Below are 14742 nucleotides of genomic sequence, written 5' to 3' on the forward strand. Positions count from 1 at the left end.
CAAGTAGCCACGCCACGCCGTCATACATTGCAGTTGGATACCGTTGCGGGGCCCGCTCTGCGCCCTAAAATCCCAACATTACGCGCAGAGTGGGCCTCACAACGGGCTGCCCATACCTACTTGATGACGTACCCATGCATGATGGTCATCACGGCTGCCACGCTCTGCTCGCGAGTGCGTTCAGGGTTGTACGTCTGCCGGTCGAGGCCCACCACGAAGATGGCCCCGAAAATCGCTGCTTCCAAAGAGCCTCGGGCAATGCTCTGATCAACCTTGTAGCCGGACGCAACGCTCTCCACAGCCGAGCCGATCACAGCCAGAAGTTCAGCCCGGAGCTCGGCAAATACGGCACTCCACTCGCCGGGAGTGCGCCAGTTTTCACTGACCCACAGGCGGGCGAAGGAGGGGTAGTCGTCCATGAACTCCATAGCCTGTCCCACCATGTTGTTCATGGATTCCAGCGGATCACTGCTATTGCCCCGAACGTCCTGCAGCCGCACCAGCATGATGTCCACACCGTGCCGCAGCAACTGCGCGATCAGATCGGATTTGCTGCCGAAGTTGTAGTAGACAGTTCCCTTGGACACCCCGGCGGCGGCCGCAATTTCATCCACGGTCACCCCCGCAGCGCCGCGCTCGCCGATCAGCTCCATGGAAGCCTCGAACAGGCGCTGTTTGGTGGCGTTGGTGCGGCCCGGGCGGAGTTTCTTCTCCGACAGGCCGGAGTCGGTTGCGGAAGGGAGCGGCTCGGTGGTGCTCATACTGCGATCTCCGGCTTCAGGGTCTTGAGGGTCCACACCTTGTGTTTGCGGACGGCGAGCGTGGACAGCGCCATTCCCAGCAAAGTGTATCCAAGCAGGCCAAGGACCGTGGGCCAGATCATGCTGAGCTCACCACCGTAGATCAGGTGACGCATGCCGGTCACCACGTATCCCATGGGCAGGACCTCGTGCACCACGTGCAGCGGCATGGGCGTGGTCTGCCACGGGAACGTACCGCCCGAAGAAACGAGCTGCAGGACCAATAGGATCAGCACCACGAACTTTCCGGGCGTCCCCATCAGCGCCACGATGCCTTGGATGATCGCGCTGAATGCCATCACCGCGGCCAACATGAACAGCCACATTCCGATGGGATGTGCGGGGTTCAAGCCGAGGCCAAGGTTCACTACCAAGGTGAGGATGGTGGCCTGCAGGACCGAGACCACGAAGAACGGCAGCCAGCCTCCGACGGCGATTTTCCAGGCGGGGGCGTTCGATGCCAGGGCCCGTTGGGTGATGGGTCGCATGGCCTGGACCAGCATGAACACGCCGATCCACAGGGCGAGCGTCAGGAAGAACGGTGCCAGCCCGGCGCCATAGGATCCAGCCTTGGCTTGGGAGACGTTGTCCACGGCCACCGGATCCGCGATCACCTTGGACACACTGTTTTTCTGCTCATCGTTCGGGTTGGGGATGTCTCCCGCGCCCTTGGCGAGCTCTGTGGCCAAGGTATGCGAACCATCGGATGCGGTCACTGCGCCGCTGGCGAGCTGGCCTGCACCGTCGTCCAACTGGTGGGCACCGTCGTCGAGTTTGGCTGCGCCGTCCAAGGCGGTCTGCTGCCCGGCGGCCAACGTTGATGCGCCCGCGTTGAGCTGCCCGGCCCCGTCTGCGGCCTTCGAGATGGCGTCGGTCAGCGCTGGCGTGGCGGCGGCCAGCTTGGAGGCTCCGGCGCTCACAGCGGCTGAACCGTCGGAGAGCTGCTGGATTTTGGCAGCGTCACCGGCAATTTTTGCCTTCGCATCGGTGACCGGGCTCGACGCTGCGGCAGCATCAAAGTCTGCCAGGACCTTGTCGGCCTGCTCCTGCGTCAGCACACCGGCACTAACCAGCCGGGCGTTTGACTCGAGCACACGGGTACGGAGGCCCTTGTCTGCCGCTTCGAGCTGCCCGACGACGTCCTGGACTTTCGTGTTCAGCTCGGCGTTCCCGGCGGCTACTTGGGCGGCGCCATCAGCGAGCTTTTGGGAGTCCGTTGGAAGGGTAGCGGTCTTGTTCTTGAGCTCTGTGAGGCCGGAACTGAGCTGGCTGGCGCCGGTGTTCAGCTGCACAGCACCATCGCGCAATTGGGTTTGCCCGGCCACGAGTTGGTCCGCGCCGGTGACCAGCTGAGTGGTGCCGGTGTGCAGCGTCGCGGCGCCATCACTAAGTTTCCCCACACCCGTGGCCAACTCCGAGGCACCATCGGCGGCTTTCACGATGGACGCATGGATGGTGCCAAAACCGGTGAGGAGCTGGTTGGCGGTTTCCTCGCCCACTTCCTTGGCGACAGTGGAGTGCACAGCCGTGGTGAGCTTGTCCACGATGGTGCTCAGAAGGTAGTTATTGGCATCGTTGGTGGTGACGTGCAGCATGGCCTGGTTGGCGGCGTCGAAACTGCCGGGGGAGACCAGGTTGGCCGAGAAATCCTTGGGTATGCGCAGGGCGAAAGCGTACTCACCCGTGCGGACACCGGCATCCGCATCCTCAGCGCTGGAGACCTGCTTCCAGTTGAAGACGTGACCGTCCACCAGGCTGTCTGCCACCTTCTTGCCGGCCTGCAGTTCCGTGCCGTCTTTTGAGGTGGCACCCGTGTCTGCTACCACCAGGGCGGCGTCGATCTGGTTCAGATTGCCGTACGGATCCCAGTTCGCGTAAAGGTACACCGCGCCGTAGAGCAACGGAACCATGGTGAGGGCGAGGATGGTCAGCTTGGGCAGGAGCCCGCCGGTCATGCGCTTGAGTTCGGAGCGGGCCAGCCGCAGAACAGTCACTTTGCAGTCCTTTGAAGGTTTTCGGATTCAGCGTGGGCAGCCGATGTTGTTTCAGACGCCGGTTGGGCGGCATGCTTGGCTTTGGGCTCAGTTTCGGGCTCGGTTTTGGGCTCGACGACGGCCGCTGGCTTGGGCTGGGTGGGTGCGGCTTCAGCTTCCGGTTCAGGCGGGTGCGAGACGGAGTTGCCGATCACCGCAGCGGCGCCGGTCCAGTTGTCCGGGAGGGCACCCACGACGGCGACGACGGCAAGCGGCCGACCGGCGTCGGACGCCAATGCCTGAAGTCGGGGCAACCATGCCGAGGGGTCAGCGCTGTGGCGGTCCGGGGAGTCCACCACGAGGAGGTCCGTGGCCGGATCTGCCAGGGCCAGCGCGGTGAGGAGTTCCAAGCGGCGAGCGGCGGGAATTTGTTCTATCCAGAGACCAGCGATGTCTTCAAAGCTGTTGACCTTCAGCCACGGTTTGCTCAGCAGCGCGCCGCGGTAACGGCGGGGGATGAGGGAGAGGTCTTCGGTGACGAGGTCGCGGACGCTGAGGTGTTGCTCGGGTTCGTTGACGCCGGGGGAGTCCACCAAGGCGCTGGAGAGGCGGATCTTCTTGGTTTTGGTGGTGGCGTCCCAGCTGAGGATCCCGTTGCTTGGCTTCATGCGGCCGCTCAGAGCCAACGCCAAAGCGGTCCTCTGGTCCTGGCCCTCTCCAGCGACGAGCAGGAGTTCGCCGCGGCGGACTTGAAGTGACGTTGCCGGAAGGAGATCGTCCCGGCGGCCGTTGATCTGAAGTTGCTGTACGGACAGCACAATGAAGCCTTTCGCAGAAATGGTGTCTGCTGAAAGTCTAACTAAACTGACCAGTCAGTTCAAATAGAGGTTTAGAGGCCGTACTTCTCCAGAAGCCGCAGCCACACTTCGCTGACGGTGGGATACGACGGAACTGCATGCCAGAGCCGATCCAAGGGAACCTCACCCACAATGGCGATGGTCGCGGAGTGCAGTAGCTCGGCCACGCCCGGACCCACGAAAGTAGCTCCGAGGATGACCTTCCGGTCCTCGTCAACCACGATCTGCGCCCACCCCTTGTAGTCCGGGGAGTGCAGCTGGGAACCGGACACGTCGATGGGGAGCTCAACGCCCGTGACGTTCTTGCCCTGCAGCAGTGCCTGTTCCAGGCTCGGGCCTACAGATGCCACCTCGGGATCGGTGAAGACGACGCTGGGGATGGCGTGATCGTTGGCCGTGTGGGCCCACGGGCTCCACGGTTTGGGTGTCCCGGTGAGTTTGCCGTTGGCCCTGGCCACAATTGCGTCACCGGTTGCTCTGGCCTCGTACTTGCCCTGATGCGTCAGGAGCACCTTGCCGGCTGCATCCCCCGCGGCGTAGAGCCACAGTCCGCTGGTGCCGTCACTGGCAGGGCCTTCCACCAGGCCGCTGGCATCCGTTGTGAGTCGGAGGGGTTTGCCGTCCTGTGCTTCAACTCCCACGTTTTCCAAGCCCAGATTGACCAGGGCGGGGTGCCGTCCGGAGGCGACCAGGAGTTTATCGGCTGTGATTGTTTTGTCGTCGAACGTAACTGTCAATGAGCCGTCGTCGTTCTTCTCCACTTTCTCCACATCAGTGTGAAGATGAACAGCCACACCGTCGGCACGAAGCCCGGCCAGCACCAGGTTCGCGGCTTCCTCCGTGTAGCTGCTCAGCAAGCGGCCACGGGCGATGAGCGTGACGTCCGAGCCGAACCGGGCGAATGCTTGCGCCAATTCCACACCCGCCACCCCGCCGCCAAGGACCACAAAGCGCTTCGGAATTTCCTTGGCTGCCGTGGCGCCGCGGGTAGTCCAGAAAGGTACGTCCTTCAAACCGTCAATGTCCGGGATGGTGGGGGTTGAACCCGTCGCGACCACCACGGCATGGTGAGCTTTCAGAGCGTAATTGTTGCCGTCGAGTCCATCCACCTGGACCTCGCGAGGCCCTGTGATGCGGCCACGTCCTCGGATCAACTCGATCCCGGCGCTGTCCAGCCATTCAACCTGGCTGCCGTCCTGCCAATTATTGGTGAACCAGTCCCGGTGCTTCAGTGCGGCCTCGGCATCCATGGTTCCAGTGATCGCCTCTTTGGCGCCGGGCACCACTTGCGCGGCGTGAAGCACGCTGCCCGGACGAAGCAGCGCCTTGGAAGGAATGCACGCCCAGTAGGAGCACTCGCCGCCCACCAACTCGCTCTCGATAATCACCGCCGTCAGGCCGCCGCGAACCACCCGGTCCGCCACGTTTTCTCCCACGGCGCCAGCGCCGATCACGATTACGTCGAATTCCCGGGAGCTCTCGGCAGTCATGGGGAAAGCCTACAACCGCTGCCTGAGCGTTGTGAGGCCCGTTTTGCTGGGTTGGGGTGGGTTTTTGGGCGCAGAGGGGGCCTCGCAACGTGATCTCCCGTCCATATATTGGGATGAGTATCTCAAAATATGGAAGTCCTGTTTAGGCTTCGATGCATGGGAGATGAACTGAAGCCTTTTGTTGACTGGAATTGGTGTGCCCGCAACCTCGGGACCGTCGTCTTCGTGGACGCGCGCTGGTACTTGGACGGATCTTCGGGGAAGGACGCCTACGACGCCGGACATCTCCCGGACGCAGTGTTCGTGGATATGGATCGTTGGCTGTCCGGGCCCGCTACACCCGAAGCCGGCAGGAACCCGCTACCCGAGCCGGAAGTGTTTGCCCAGGGGATGCGTGAAGCCGGTATTGGTGATTCGGACACCGTAGTGGCCTATGACGACGCCGGGGGAGTCATCGCGGCCCGGCTGGTCTGGATGCTCCGATCGACGGGACACCCTGCGGCGATCCTGGATGGGGGCATTGGCAACTATCCCGGGGATCTCTCCACGGAAACACCGCTACGCCGGACCGGGAGCTTCACTGCCAAAGCCTGGCCTGCAGACCTGCTGGCAGACATTTCGGAAGCTTCCTCTGACACCTTCCTCGCAGTGGATGCGAGGAATCGTGACCGTTTCGAAGGCCGCCAAGACCCCATCGACCCCCGCCCCGGACACATACCCGGCGCCGCGAACGTCCCGTGCCGTGAGAACCTCGATTCCACGGGAAACTTGCTCCCGGAGCCGCAAATTCGCACGAACTTCGAGCGCGCCGGAGTCCTGTCCGCAGAGGGGACTATTGCCTACTGCGGATCCGGAGTGACTGCGTGCCACAACCTGTTGGTGATGGAGCAGTTGGGAATGGGCTCCGGCCGGTTGTTCGTTGGCGGATGGTCCCAGTACTCCCGCGCGAACGACAGGCCAGTGGAGACGAAAATCTAGCTTGTGAGGCCTGCTCTGCGGGCCTGCAGGGGGTTTTTGGGCGCAGAGCGGGCCTCGCAACGCAGGGCTACGCGTGCATCGCGCCCTTGAACCAGCCCGTAATCGACGCCGGGTGAGTGATGGCCGTGCCCACCACCACGGCGAACGCCCCGGCATCGAGGGCTTGGCGGGCGTGGGCCGGGGTGTGGATGCGGCCCTCCGCGATGAGTGGCTTGTCCAGGCCGGCGGAAGCGATGTGCTCCAGGAGTTCCAGGTCCGGGCCGTCGGTCTTGGAGCGCTCGCCCGTGTAACCGGCCAAGGTCGTCCCAATCAGGTCCGCACCCGCTTCGACCGCAGCCACTGCGTCATCGAAGGACCCACAATCGGCCATGACCAGTGCATGCGAATCCGCGTGAATTCCCGCGACGGTCTCAGAAAGCGAAAGCCCATCCGGGCGGGAACGCCGCGTCCCGTCAATGGCCACAACATGCGCACCCGCATTCGCCACCGCCAAGGCGTGACGAAGGGTGGGGGTGATGAAGACGCCGTCGTGCCCGTCCTTCCAGAGGCCAATGACAGGAAGCTCGACGGCGGCACGAGTGAACTGCACGTCGGCCAACCCCTGGACGCGGATCGCCGCAGCGCCCCCGATGACGGCGGATGCCGCTACTTGGGCAGTGGTCCGGGGATCACGCATGGGCTCTCCGGGGTACGCCTGGCAAGAGACGATCAGCTGGGAACGGAGGGCTTCGAGGCTTTTGGGCGTGAGGATCATGACGTCTCCAATTACTTTCGGACTACTTAAGGACGAGTTTTGCGGCGCCAACAATGGCGGCGGTATTGCCGAGAGTCGCCCGCACCACGGGCACGGAAACCAAGGGAGCCAGCAGTTCCTGTCGCAAGGCAAACTCCATAGGCTTCCACCAGAGCTCGCCGGCGTCGGCCAAGCCACCGGAGATCACCACGGTTTCAGGGTCGAGGACGTTGATGAGACCGCCTACTGCTTGTCCGGCTGCTGCCGCGCCGACGCCGATGGCACGCAAAGCGGCGGCGCGGTCCCCCGCAGAGCCCGCGGTAGCACCGCCGTCGTGGTCTTCAGAAGCGGCCAGAGCAAACACGTCCCGCGTGTCCGCCGCATCCACAGCGGAACCGCCAAACCGCAGGAAAGACTCGTAAATCGCGGGCCCCGAAGCGATGGCCTCAACATGCCCGGAACCACCGCACACGCAGGGGAGCGGAGTCCCGTCAAAGGCGGCGTAAGGAGAAGCGAAGTGCCCCACATGCCCGCCAACAAAACGGTGACCCAAGACAGGAGCGCCGTCCAGCACAAAGCTTCCGCCGACTCCCGTTCCGAACGCCACCATGAGCGAACTTGAGGATCCGGCCGCAGCGCCGAGCCATGCTTCGCCGAGGGCGTGGGCATGGACGTCGTTGACGGCGCGCACGGCCGAAGGATGAAGCGACAGGCGGGACGAAAGCCCGGAAACAAGCTCAGTCCCTGCCCAGCCAAGAATCGCATCCGTCGCAGACACCACGGTCCCGGAAGAAGCGTCAATGACCCCGGCGGAGCCGATACCGACGCTGGACACTGAATGTCCGGCGTCGGCAGCGCGCTCCACCAAGCCCGCAATCAGCGCAGCGGTGGCGTCGAGGATCGCTTCGCCACCAGCCCGGTTCAACGTCGGAATGGTCTCCGACATGAGCACTTCACCTGCAGGGGAAACAACCCCGGCGGCAGTCTTGGTGCCGCCGAGGTCAACGCCGATCACGTGGGTCATGAAGCTTAGACCAGCCCGTTCCGCTCCAGGATTTCGCGAATCGCGGCAGCCTCGGAATCGTTCAAGGAAAGCATCGGCGAGCTCATGGTGTTGGACTCGATGACACCCATCACCTGCAGTGCCGTCTTGAACGCACCCAGACCAGCGGCGCCGCCGGAGACGCGGCCTTTGGGGGTGTAGACGATCTCGAAGACGTCGGCCAAGCGGTCCTGCTCCCTTGCCGCGAGAGCCCAGTCGCCGGCCTGTGCGGCGTCGAACAGGCGACGGTAACCGGCAGGGTCAACGTTGCCGAGGCCCGGGACAACACCTTGCGCGCCGCCCAGGAGCGCGCCGTCCACCACAACCTCGTGACCGGTGAAGATATCGAAGTTGGGGATGTCCTTGGCTGCGAGGAGCAGTTGGCGGAAGGAAACGTCGTCGCCCGAGGAATCCTTGACACCGGCAATGACGCCGTCACGGCCGAGGCGAACCAACAAGTCGGTGGGCAGCTTGAAGTGCGTGCGAACCGGGACGTCGTACGCGAAGATCGGCTTCTCGATGGCGGCGTGGATGCTGCGGAAGTGGGTTTCGGTTTCCGCGGCGTTGCCGATCGCGTAGTACATGGAGGTGACCACGATCGCGTCGGCGCCAAGATCAACCACCTTGCGGGCTTCCTCGATCACGCGGTTGGTGGTCTGCTCGTTGGCGCCCACGATCAGCGGAACTGCTCCGGCGTTGGCGTCGGCGATGGTGGAAACCACCAATTCACGCTCTTCGTTGGTCAGGTAGGGGACTTCGCCGGAGGAGCCCAGGACGAAAAGGCCGGAGACACCGCCGTCGATCAGGTGCTTGGTGACGTTCTTCAGCGACGCGGTGTCGATGCTGCCGTCTGCGTGGCGGGGAGTGATGACCGGGGGGATGACGCCTTGGAACTGAGTGGACACAGAATTCTCCGTTGTTTGTAGCTTGTGAAGGGAAAAACTAGATGTGAAGCAGGCTCGGCGCGGCGCCCAGGAGCTTCTTGGTGTAGTCGTTGCTCGGGTTGTCGAAGACTTGCGCGGCTGAGCCTTGCTCAACGATCTTGCCGAAGTACATGACGCAGATCCGGTCCGAAACGTAGCGGACGGTCTGGATGTCGTGCGAGATGAACACCATGCCCAGGTTCAGCTGGGTCTTTAGATCGGACAGCAGGTTCAGGACCTGCGCCCGGACGGAAACGTCCAGGGCCGACGTCGGCTCGTCCGCCACGATGATGTCCGGGTCCAGAGCCAGTGCACGGGCGATGGCCACGCGCTGGCGCTGCCCGCCGGAAACCTGCGACGGCGTCACTTCGGCTGCCGATTGCGGCAAGCCGACCAGCGCCAACAGTTCCTTGACCTTGGCGGCGCGGGAGGCCGCGTTGCCGATGCCGTGGATCTGCAGCGGATCCGTGAGGATGTCCTGGATGGTCATGCGCGGGTTCAGTGCGGTTGCCGGATCCTGGAAGACCACGGAGACGGAGCGACCAAACTGCTTGCGCATGGCAGCGTTCCGCTTGATGGCGGGCTTTCCGTGGAACAAGACCTTGCCCGACGTCGGCGGCTGGAGTCCCACGAGTACTGACGCGAGTGTGGACTTGCCGCAGCCGGACTCACCGACGATGCCCACGGTTTCGCCGCGGCTGATGGTGAAGTCCACGCCGTCCACGGCTTTGACGATGTTCGGCCGGAACAAGCCGCCGGTCCGTGCATGGTGATAGACCTTGACGTCCTTGAGTTCGATGACCGGCTTGGAGCCTTGCTGTGTTGACTGGCTCATTTCGCGTCCTCCTTCAGGTGGCTCGCCCAGAAGTGGTCGGCATCGACGCCGTTCGCCGAAGCAACGGTGGTGAGGACCAGCTTCTGGTGGGGATCGGCGTCGGGCCTCAACGAGCGGGCCGCGAAGCGGTCGCCCGTAGCGAAGTCGCGAGGCGACGGGACCGTGCCGGGAATCTGGTGCAGGCGGACGGCGTCGGCCTCGATGGAGAGGACCGCGCCCAGCAGGCCCCGGGTGTACTCGTGCTTGGGGTTCTGCAGGAGTTCGGATGCCTGTGCGGATTCCACCACTTGGCCGGCGTACATCACCGTGATGCGGTGCGCCAAGGATGCCACCAAGGCGAGGTCGTGGCTGACGAAAACCATGGCGAAGCCGAGTTGTTCACGCAGCTCGTTGAGGAGGTCCACCACCTGCTTCTGGACAGTGACGTCCAGGGCGGTGGTGGGTTCATCGGCAACAACGATCTTGGGCGAACGGGACAGGGCCATAGCGATCAGCACGCGTTGGCGCTGGCCGCCGGAGAGCTCGTGCGGGTAGCTGGCAAGTGTCCGGACGGGATCCAGTTTCACCATTTCCAGAAGCTCTGCCGGCGTCTTGCGGCCACCGCGCTTGGTGAGCTGCTCCATCTGGTCCTTGATTTTCATGGACGGGTTCAGGGAGCTCAGGGCGTCCTGGTACACCATGGCAATCTGCTCGCCGCGGAGACCCTCGTAGGCCTTGGGGTTGCTGTGCTTGGTGTTGGCATCCAGGAGTTCCTTGCCATCGAACTTGATGGAGCCGGTGACCTGGGCTGTTTTGGGCAGCAGCCCCATGACGGCCAGGGAGGTGATGGACTTGCCGCAACCGGATTCGCCTACCAGGCCCATGGTTTCGCCTTCGCGGACCGTGAACGTGACGTTGTCCACGATCGCGATGTCGCCGAAGCGGCCCGGGAAACGGATGGACAGGTTTTTCACTTCAAGCACGTTGCGGGCTTCGGGAGAAACCTGCGGGAGTCGGTCGGTGCGCTTCGCTTCAATGGCTGCCAGCAGTTCCAACTCGCGGTCCAGCAGGAGATGCGGGTTGGCGGCGGCCAGCTTCACATCGGTCAGCACGGCTGAAGCGCCCACATCAGACGTGACGTCACCAACGGAAGCCGCGCGGACGCCGTCGAGCTCGTGTTCCTCCACCACGGAGGCCTGGGCCACAGATGTGGCAACTTCGGTGTCCACGGCGACAACTGCAGCGGAACCGTCGTCGTCCTTCACTACCGGCGCGCGCCGCAGCTTCGGATTGACCATGGCGTCGGTGAGGCCTTCGGCCAGGATGTTCAAGGACAGCACGGTCAGCAGAATGGTCACACCGGCGAAGGTGGTGGCCCACCAGCCGCCGGACAGGACCAGGTTGCGGCCGTAGGAAATGACGTTGCCCCATGACGGTGCAGGGTCCTGAACGCCGGCGCCCAGGAAGGAGAGGGAGGCTTCGAGGATGATGGCGTCGGCCACCATGACCGTGGCGAACACCAGCACGGGCGCGGCAGTGTTGCGGACAATGTGCTTGACCAGGATGTAGAAGCGGCCGGCACCGATCACGCGCTCGGCGCGGACGTAGTCTTCGCCGTACTGGGCCAGCACGTTGGCGCGGACGACGCGGGCCAGTTGCGGGGTGTAGATGATGGCGATCGCGATGATGATGGTGGGCACCGAGTTACCGAACGCGGCCAACAGCACGGCCGCCAGCGCGATGCCGGGGAATGCCATGAGGATGTCCATGAGCCGCATGATGATCTCGTTCACGGACTTGCTGGAGGTGGCCGCGAAGGAACCGAGGAGTGCACCGGCAAGGATGGCCAGGGCAACCGCTCCGAGGCCGATCATCAGCGACGACTGTGCACCGAAGAGGAGACGCGAGAAGATGTCACGGCCCAAGCGGTCGGTGCCGAAGAAGTGCTCTGCACCCGGCGGGGTGGCTGGAATGAACGTCTCCAGAGGATCGTGCGGTGCAATGACCGGCGCGAAAATGGCCGCCAGGACAATCACGATGAGGAAGAGCAGGGCGATACGGGAGCCCCAGGGCAGGGCTTTGAAACGAATGCCCGGGGCACTTAGCCGTTCTGCGAGCTTGCTGCGCATGAGCTATACCGTCCTGATTCGGGGGTTGATGAGCAGGTAGAGAAGGTCCACCACGATGTTCACCAGAACGAAGGTGACAGAGATGGTGAGCACCACGCCCTGGACCAGGTTGACGTCCAGGTTGGTGATGCCGTTGAGGATCAGTTGTCCCATACCGGGCAGGGCGAAGATCATTTCAATCACGACGGCGCCGCCCAGCAAGTAGCCGACGCGCAGTCCCAGCACGGTCACCGGGGTGACGAGGGCGTTGCGGAGGACGTTCTTGGAGACCACCTCGCGGTAGGGGACACCGTTGCCGATGGCTGTACGGACGTAGTCGCGGTCCAGTTCTTCCACCATCGACGTACGGACCACTCGGATCAGCGACGCTGACACAGGGATGCCGAGCGCCAAAGCCGGGAGGGCCATCGAGTTGAGCCAACCGCCGAAACCGGATTCCGGCGTCGCAATTCCGCCTGAGGGGAACATCGGGTTGGCACCGAGAGCGAACCACTGGATGAGGAGGATGCCCAGCCAAAACGACGGCGTGGCGATCGCGGCGATGGAGAAGACTCGGACCAGCTGGTCCTGCCATTTATCGCGGTACAGGGCGCCGAGGATGCCGAACGCGAGCGAGAGCACTATCGCGATAAGCACGCCCAGGAAGGTGAGCTGCAGCGTCAGGGGGAACGCCGAGCCGATCATGGAAGCCACCGATTTGGCCGGCGGGGTGGTGACGCCGAGGTCGAACTGCAGGAGCTTGCCGAGGAATCGGAAGTACTGCAGGACCAGGGAATCGTTGAGGCCATTTTCCTGGCGGTACTGCTGTTTCGCTTCTTCGCTGGCACCGTCGCCGAGGGCGGAGCTGGCCTGGTCGCCGGGGGCGGCCTGCAGAACGAGGAAGACGAGCAACGTGATGCCCAGGATCATCAATGGCAATGCTGCAAGCCTGCGGCCAAGCAGACGCAATATCGTGACCAATTTATTCTCCGGTTGGTTGGGTGCTGCTGGTTGTGGGGCCTGCTCTGCGGGCTATTTGGGGGATTTAGGCCGCAGAGCAGGCCTCACAACTCGAAGGGTGCTTAGGCAGTTCGTCCGACGTCGATGAACGACAGGCCGGTGGTGGGCAGGGGCTGGAAACCGTTGAGTTTCTTCTCGTCCCAGGCACTGGGGAGTTGGCGGTGGAAGACCGGGTACAGGGGAACTTCGTCTGAGACCATGTCCACGATTTCGCCCACGATCTTCTTGGCCTCGTCACCGGAAGCCTGCGAGCCCTTGTTCATGAGTTCCTGCAGCTTGGTGCGCTCCGGCGTGGTCCAGAAGGCACGCTTGTCCATCCAGGTCGCACCCGAGTAGAACCAGCTCAAAAGGAGGTCCGCGTCGTTACCGAAAACGGAGGGATCGCCGGGGGCAGCAACCACGGAGAAATCACCCTTGCCCACGCGGTCGCTGTACAAGGCGCCGGACTGGAGGCTCTTGACGGTGACCTTGACGCCGGGGATCTTGTTCCAGGATTCGAGGATCAGCGGTGCAACATCCTTGACCCAGGCGGTGTCCGTGGTGAGGAGTTCGAATTCGAGGCTGGTGACGCCTGCCTGCTTCAGCAGCTCCTCGGCTTTGGAGGTATCGAAGCCGTAGACATTCTTGGCCTTGACGTAGTCCGGGTGGCCTTCCTGGAAGTAGGACGTGGCAGCCTTGGCGTTGCCGAACAGGGCCTTCTTAATGATGGCTTCCTTGTCCATGCCGTAATGCAGGGCTTGGCGGACCAGCTTGTTGTCGAACGGGGCCTTGGCGCAGTTGAACATGAGGAACAGCAGGCCGAACGACTGGACGGATTCAACCTTGACCTTGGACTTCAGGCCGTCAACGTCCAGGTAGGGAACGTCTTCGATGGCTTGGACGCGGCCGGACTGGACTGCGGTAACACGGGCTGCTGCGTCGGACAGCAGCAGCCAGGTCATACCCTTGGCCAGTGCAGGCTTGGGGCCGTTGTAATCGGCGAAAGCTTCAAAAACGATCTTGTCGTCCTTGACCGCTGAGACGAGCTTGTAGGGGCCGGAGCCGACGGGCGCGGCGTCGAAGGCCTTCAGATCGGTGGCGAGTGCCTTCGGAACGATCTTCACCACGGAGATGCGTGGCCCGAAGCCCGGGAAGGCGTACTTCAGGGTGAACTCCACCGTCTTCGCGTCCAGAGGCTTGACGTCCTGGATGAAGGGAATGAACTGGGAGAACAGGGACTTGTTCGCCGGATCCATCACCCGGGTGAAGGAGAAAGCGACGTCTTCGGTGGTGACGGGGGAGCCGTCATGGAACTTCGCACCTTCGCGGATGGTCACCTGGTAGGTGGTGTCGTTGACCTTCTTGGGGTCCGACGCTGCGAGGGCGTTGTAGGGCTGGCGGGTTGCCGGGTGGAGTTCAAGGAGGCCCTCGAAGATGTGCAGGTTGGCTGCCATCGGTGTGGCGCCGGACGAGCTCAGGGGATCGAAGCCGGTGGACAGGGCGTAGGAAATGCCTGCCTCGATGATGAGGTCCTTGTTGACGGCCGCCGTGTTGGTGGTGGCGCCCGTGGTGGTGCTGGCAGCGCCGCCGCACGCAGAGAGGCTTGCCGTGAAGGCGGCTGCTGCACCAACTGCGCCGCTTAGCTTCAGGAAGTTCCGGCGGCTGGCGTCGTTGACCAGCGGCAGGCTTTGGATCGTCTTGCTCATAGGGTGCCTCACCATTCGCGTTTCGTGGGTTATCGGATGTAGGACGTCCGATGCTCGTATGGAAACTGTAAGGGCGGTCACAACGGAACGTCAAGTGAGAATTGGCGCCTGGGTCTCTGCCGCGCGCCTGGCGGTTTGCCGGCTGCGGCCGGTCCTAGTAGGAAATCTCAGGGAATTCCCGTACATAGCTATGACGGAGGTGGGACATCCGATATTGTATGTTGCGTGCCACTCGTTCTTGGGTGGGCACTAAGCTCGCCTCAATATTAACACCGCACTTGTTTCCAACGCTGGCTTTAGCCGGTGGCGGGGGAAGTGC

At 63.2% G+C, this 14742-nt stretch carries 12 protein-coding genes; 1 reads left to right on the top strand and 11 read right to left on the bottom strand.

Annotated elements, in window-relative coordinates; genetic code table 11:
* Nucleotides 1-116 precede the first annotated feature (116 nt).
* From AC1RJY_RS13985 to AC1RJY_RS14000, 4 genes are all read right to left on the bottom strand, one after another.
* Nucleotides 117-761 carry a TetR/AcrR family transcriptional regulator gene (locus AC1RJY_RS13985; protein ID WP_014920797.1) on the bottom strand — a complete coding sequence of 215 codons (645 nt, stop codon included), beginning with the start codon at nt 759-761 and terminating at the stop codon, nt 117-119.
* Nucleotides 758-2794 carry a YhgE/Pip family protein gene (locus AC1RJY_RS13990; RefSeq protein ID WP_498602554.1) on the bottom strand — a complete coding sequence of 679 codons (2037 nt, stop codon included), beginning with the start codon at nt 2792-2794 and terminating at the stop codon, nt 758-760. The genes AC1RJY_RS13985 and AC1RJY_RS13990 overlap by 4 nt, the downstream gene beginning before the upstream one ends.
* On the bottom strand, nt 2791-3591 hold the full coding sequence (locus tag AC1RJY_RS13995) for a P-loop NTPase family protein (RefSeq protein ID WP_011773566.1): 801 nt from the start codon (nt 3589-3591) through the stop codon (nt 2791-2793). Before AC1RJY_RS13995 ends, AC1RJY_RS13990 begins: the two co-directional genes overlap by 4 nt.
* 71 nt (nt 3592-3662) lie before the next feature.
* The gene (locus tag AC1RJY_RS14000; protein ID WP_014920799.1) at nt 3663-5120 is read right to left on the bottom strand and encodes a dihydrolipoyl dehydrogenase family protein; all 1458 of its coding nucleotides are present in this window, start codon (nt 5118-5120) and stop codon (nt 3663-3665) included.
* A 156-nt stretch (nt 5121-5276) separates the two neighbouring features.
* Between AC1RJY_RS14000 and AC1RJY_RS14005 the strand changes: the two genes are divergently transcribed.
* Nucleotides 5277-6098, top strand: a complete 822-nt coding sequence (locus AC1RJY_RS14005; RefSeq protein WP_498602555.1) for a sulfurtransferase — start codon at nt 5277-5279, stop codon at nt 6096-6098.
* Nucleotides 6099-6165: 67 nt separating this feature from the next.
* On the opposite strand, the gene AC1RJY_RS14010 is transcribed toward AC1RJY_RS14005, so the two are convergent.
* From AC1RJY_RS14010 to AC1RJY_RS14040, 7 genes are all read right to left on the bottom strand, one after another.
* Nucleotides 6166-6852: an N-acetylmannosamine-6-phosphate 2-epimerase gene (locus AC1RJY_RS14010; protein WP_498602556.1), complete on the bottom strand. Its 687-nt coding sequence runs from the start codon at nt 6850-6852 to the stop codon at nt 6166-6168.
* Nucleotides 6853-6874: 22 nt separating this feature from the next.
* Nucleotides 6875-7855 (bottom strand): ROK family protein, encoded by a 981-nt coding sequence (locus tag AC1RJY_RS14015; RefSeq protein ID WP_498602557.1) that lies wholly within the window; start codon nt 7853-7855, stop codon nt 6875-6877.
* Between the two features lie 5 nt (nt 7856-7860).
* On the bottom strand, nt 7861-8778 hold the full coding sequence (locus tag AC1RJY_RS14020) for a dihydrodipicolinate synthase family protein (protein WP_498602558.1): 918 nt from the start codon (nt 8776-8778) through the stop codon (nt 7861-7863).
* 37 nt (nt 8779-8815) lie between these two features.
* Nucleotides 8816-9631, bottom strand: coding sequence for an ATP-binding cassette domain-containing protein (locus tag AC1RJY_RS14025; RefSeq protein WP_011773572.1), 816 nt, complete (start codon nt 9629-9631; stop codon nt 8816-8818).
* The gene (locus AC1RJY_RS14030) at nt 9628-11739 is read right to left on the bottom strand and encodes a dipeptide/oligopeptide/nickel ABC transporter permease/ATP-binding protein (RefSeq protein ID WP_498602559.1); all 2112 of its coding nucleotides are present in this window, start codon (nt 11737-11739) and stop codon (nt 9628-9630) included. The genes AC1RJY_RS14025 and AC1RJY_RS14030 overlap by 4 nt, the downstream gene beginning before the upstream one ends.
* 3 nt (nt 11740-11742) lie before the next feature.
* The gene (locus AC1RJY_RS14035) at nt 11743-12699 is read right to left on the bottom strand and encodes an ABC transporter permease (protein ID WP_011773574.1); all 957 of its coding nucleotides are present in this window, start codon (nt 12697-12699) and stop codon (nt 11743-11745) included.
* 101 nt (nt 12700-12800) lie between these two features.
* Nucleotides 12801-14438, bottom strand: coding sequence for an ABC transporter substrate-binding protein (locus AC1RJY_RS14040; RefSeq protein ID WP_210064573.1), 1638 nt, complete (start codon nt 14436-14438; stop codon nt 12801-12803).
* Nucleotides 14439-14742 lie beyond the last annotated feature (304 nt).

It is taken from the genome of Arthrobacter sp. GW822-FHT05G07 (assembly GCF_058799755.1).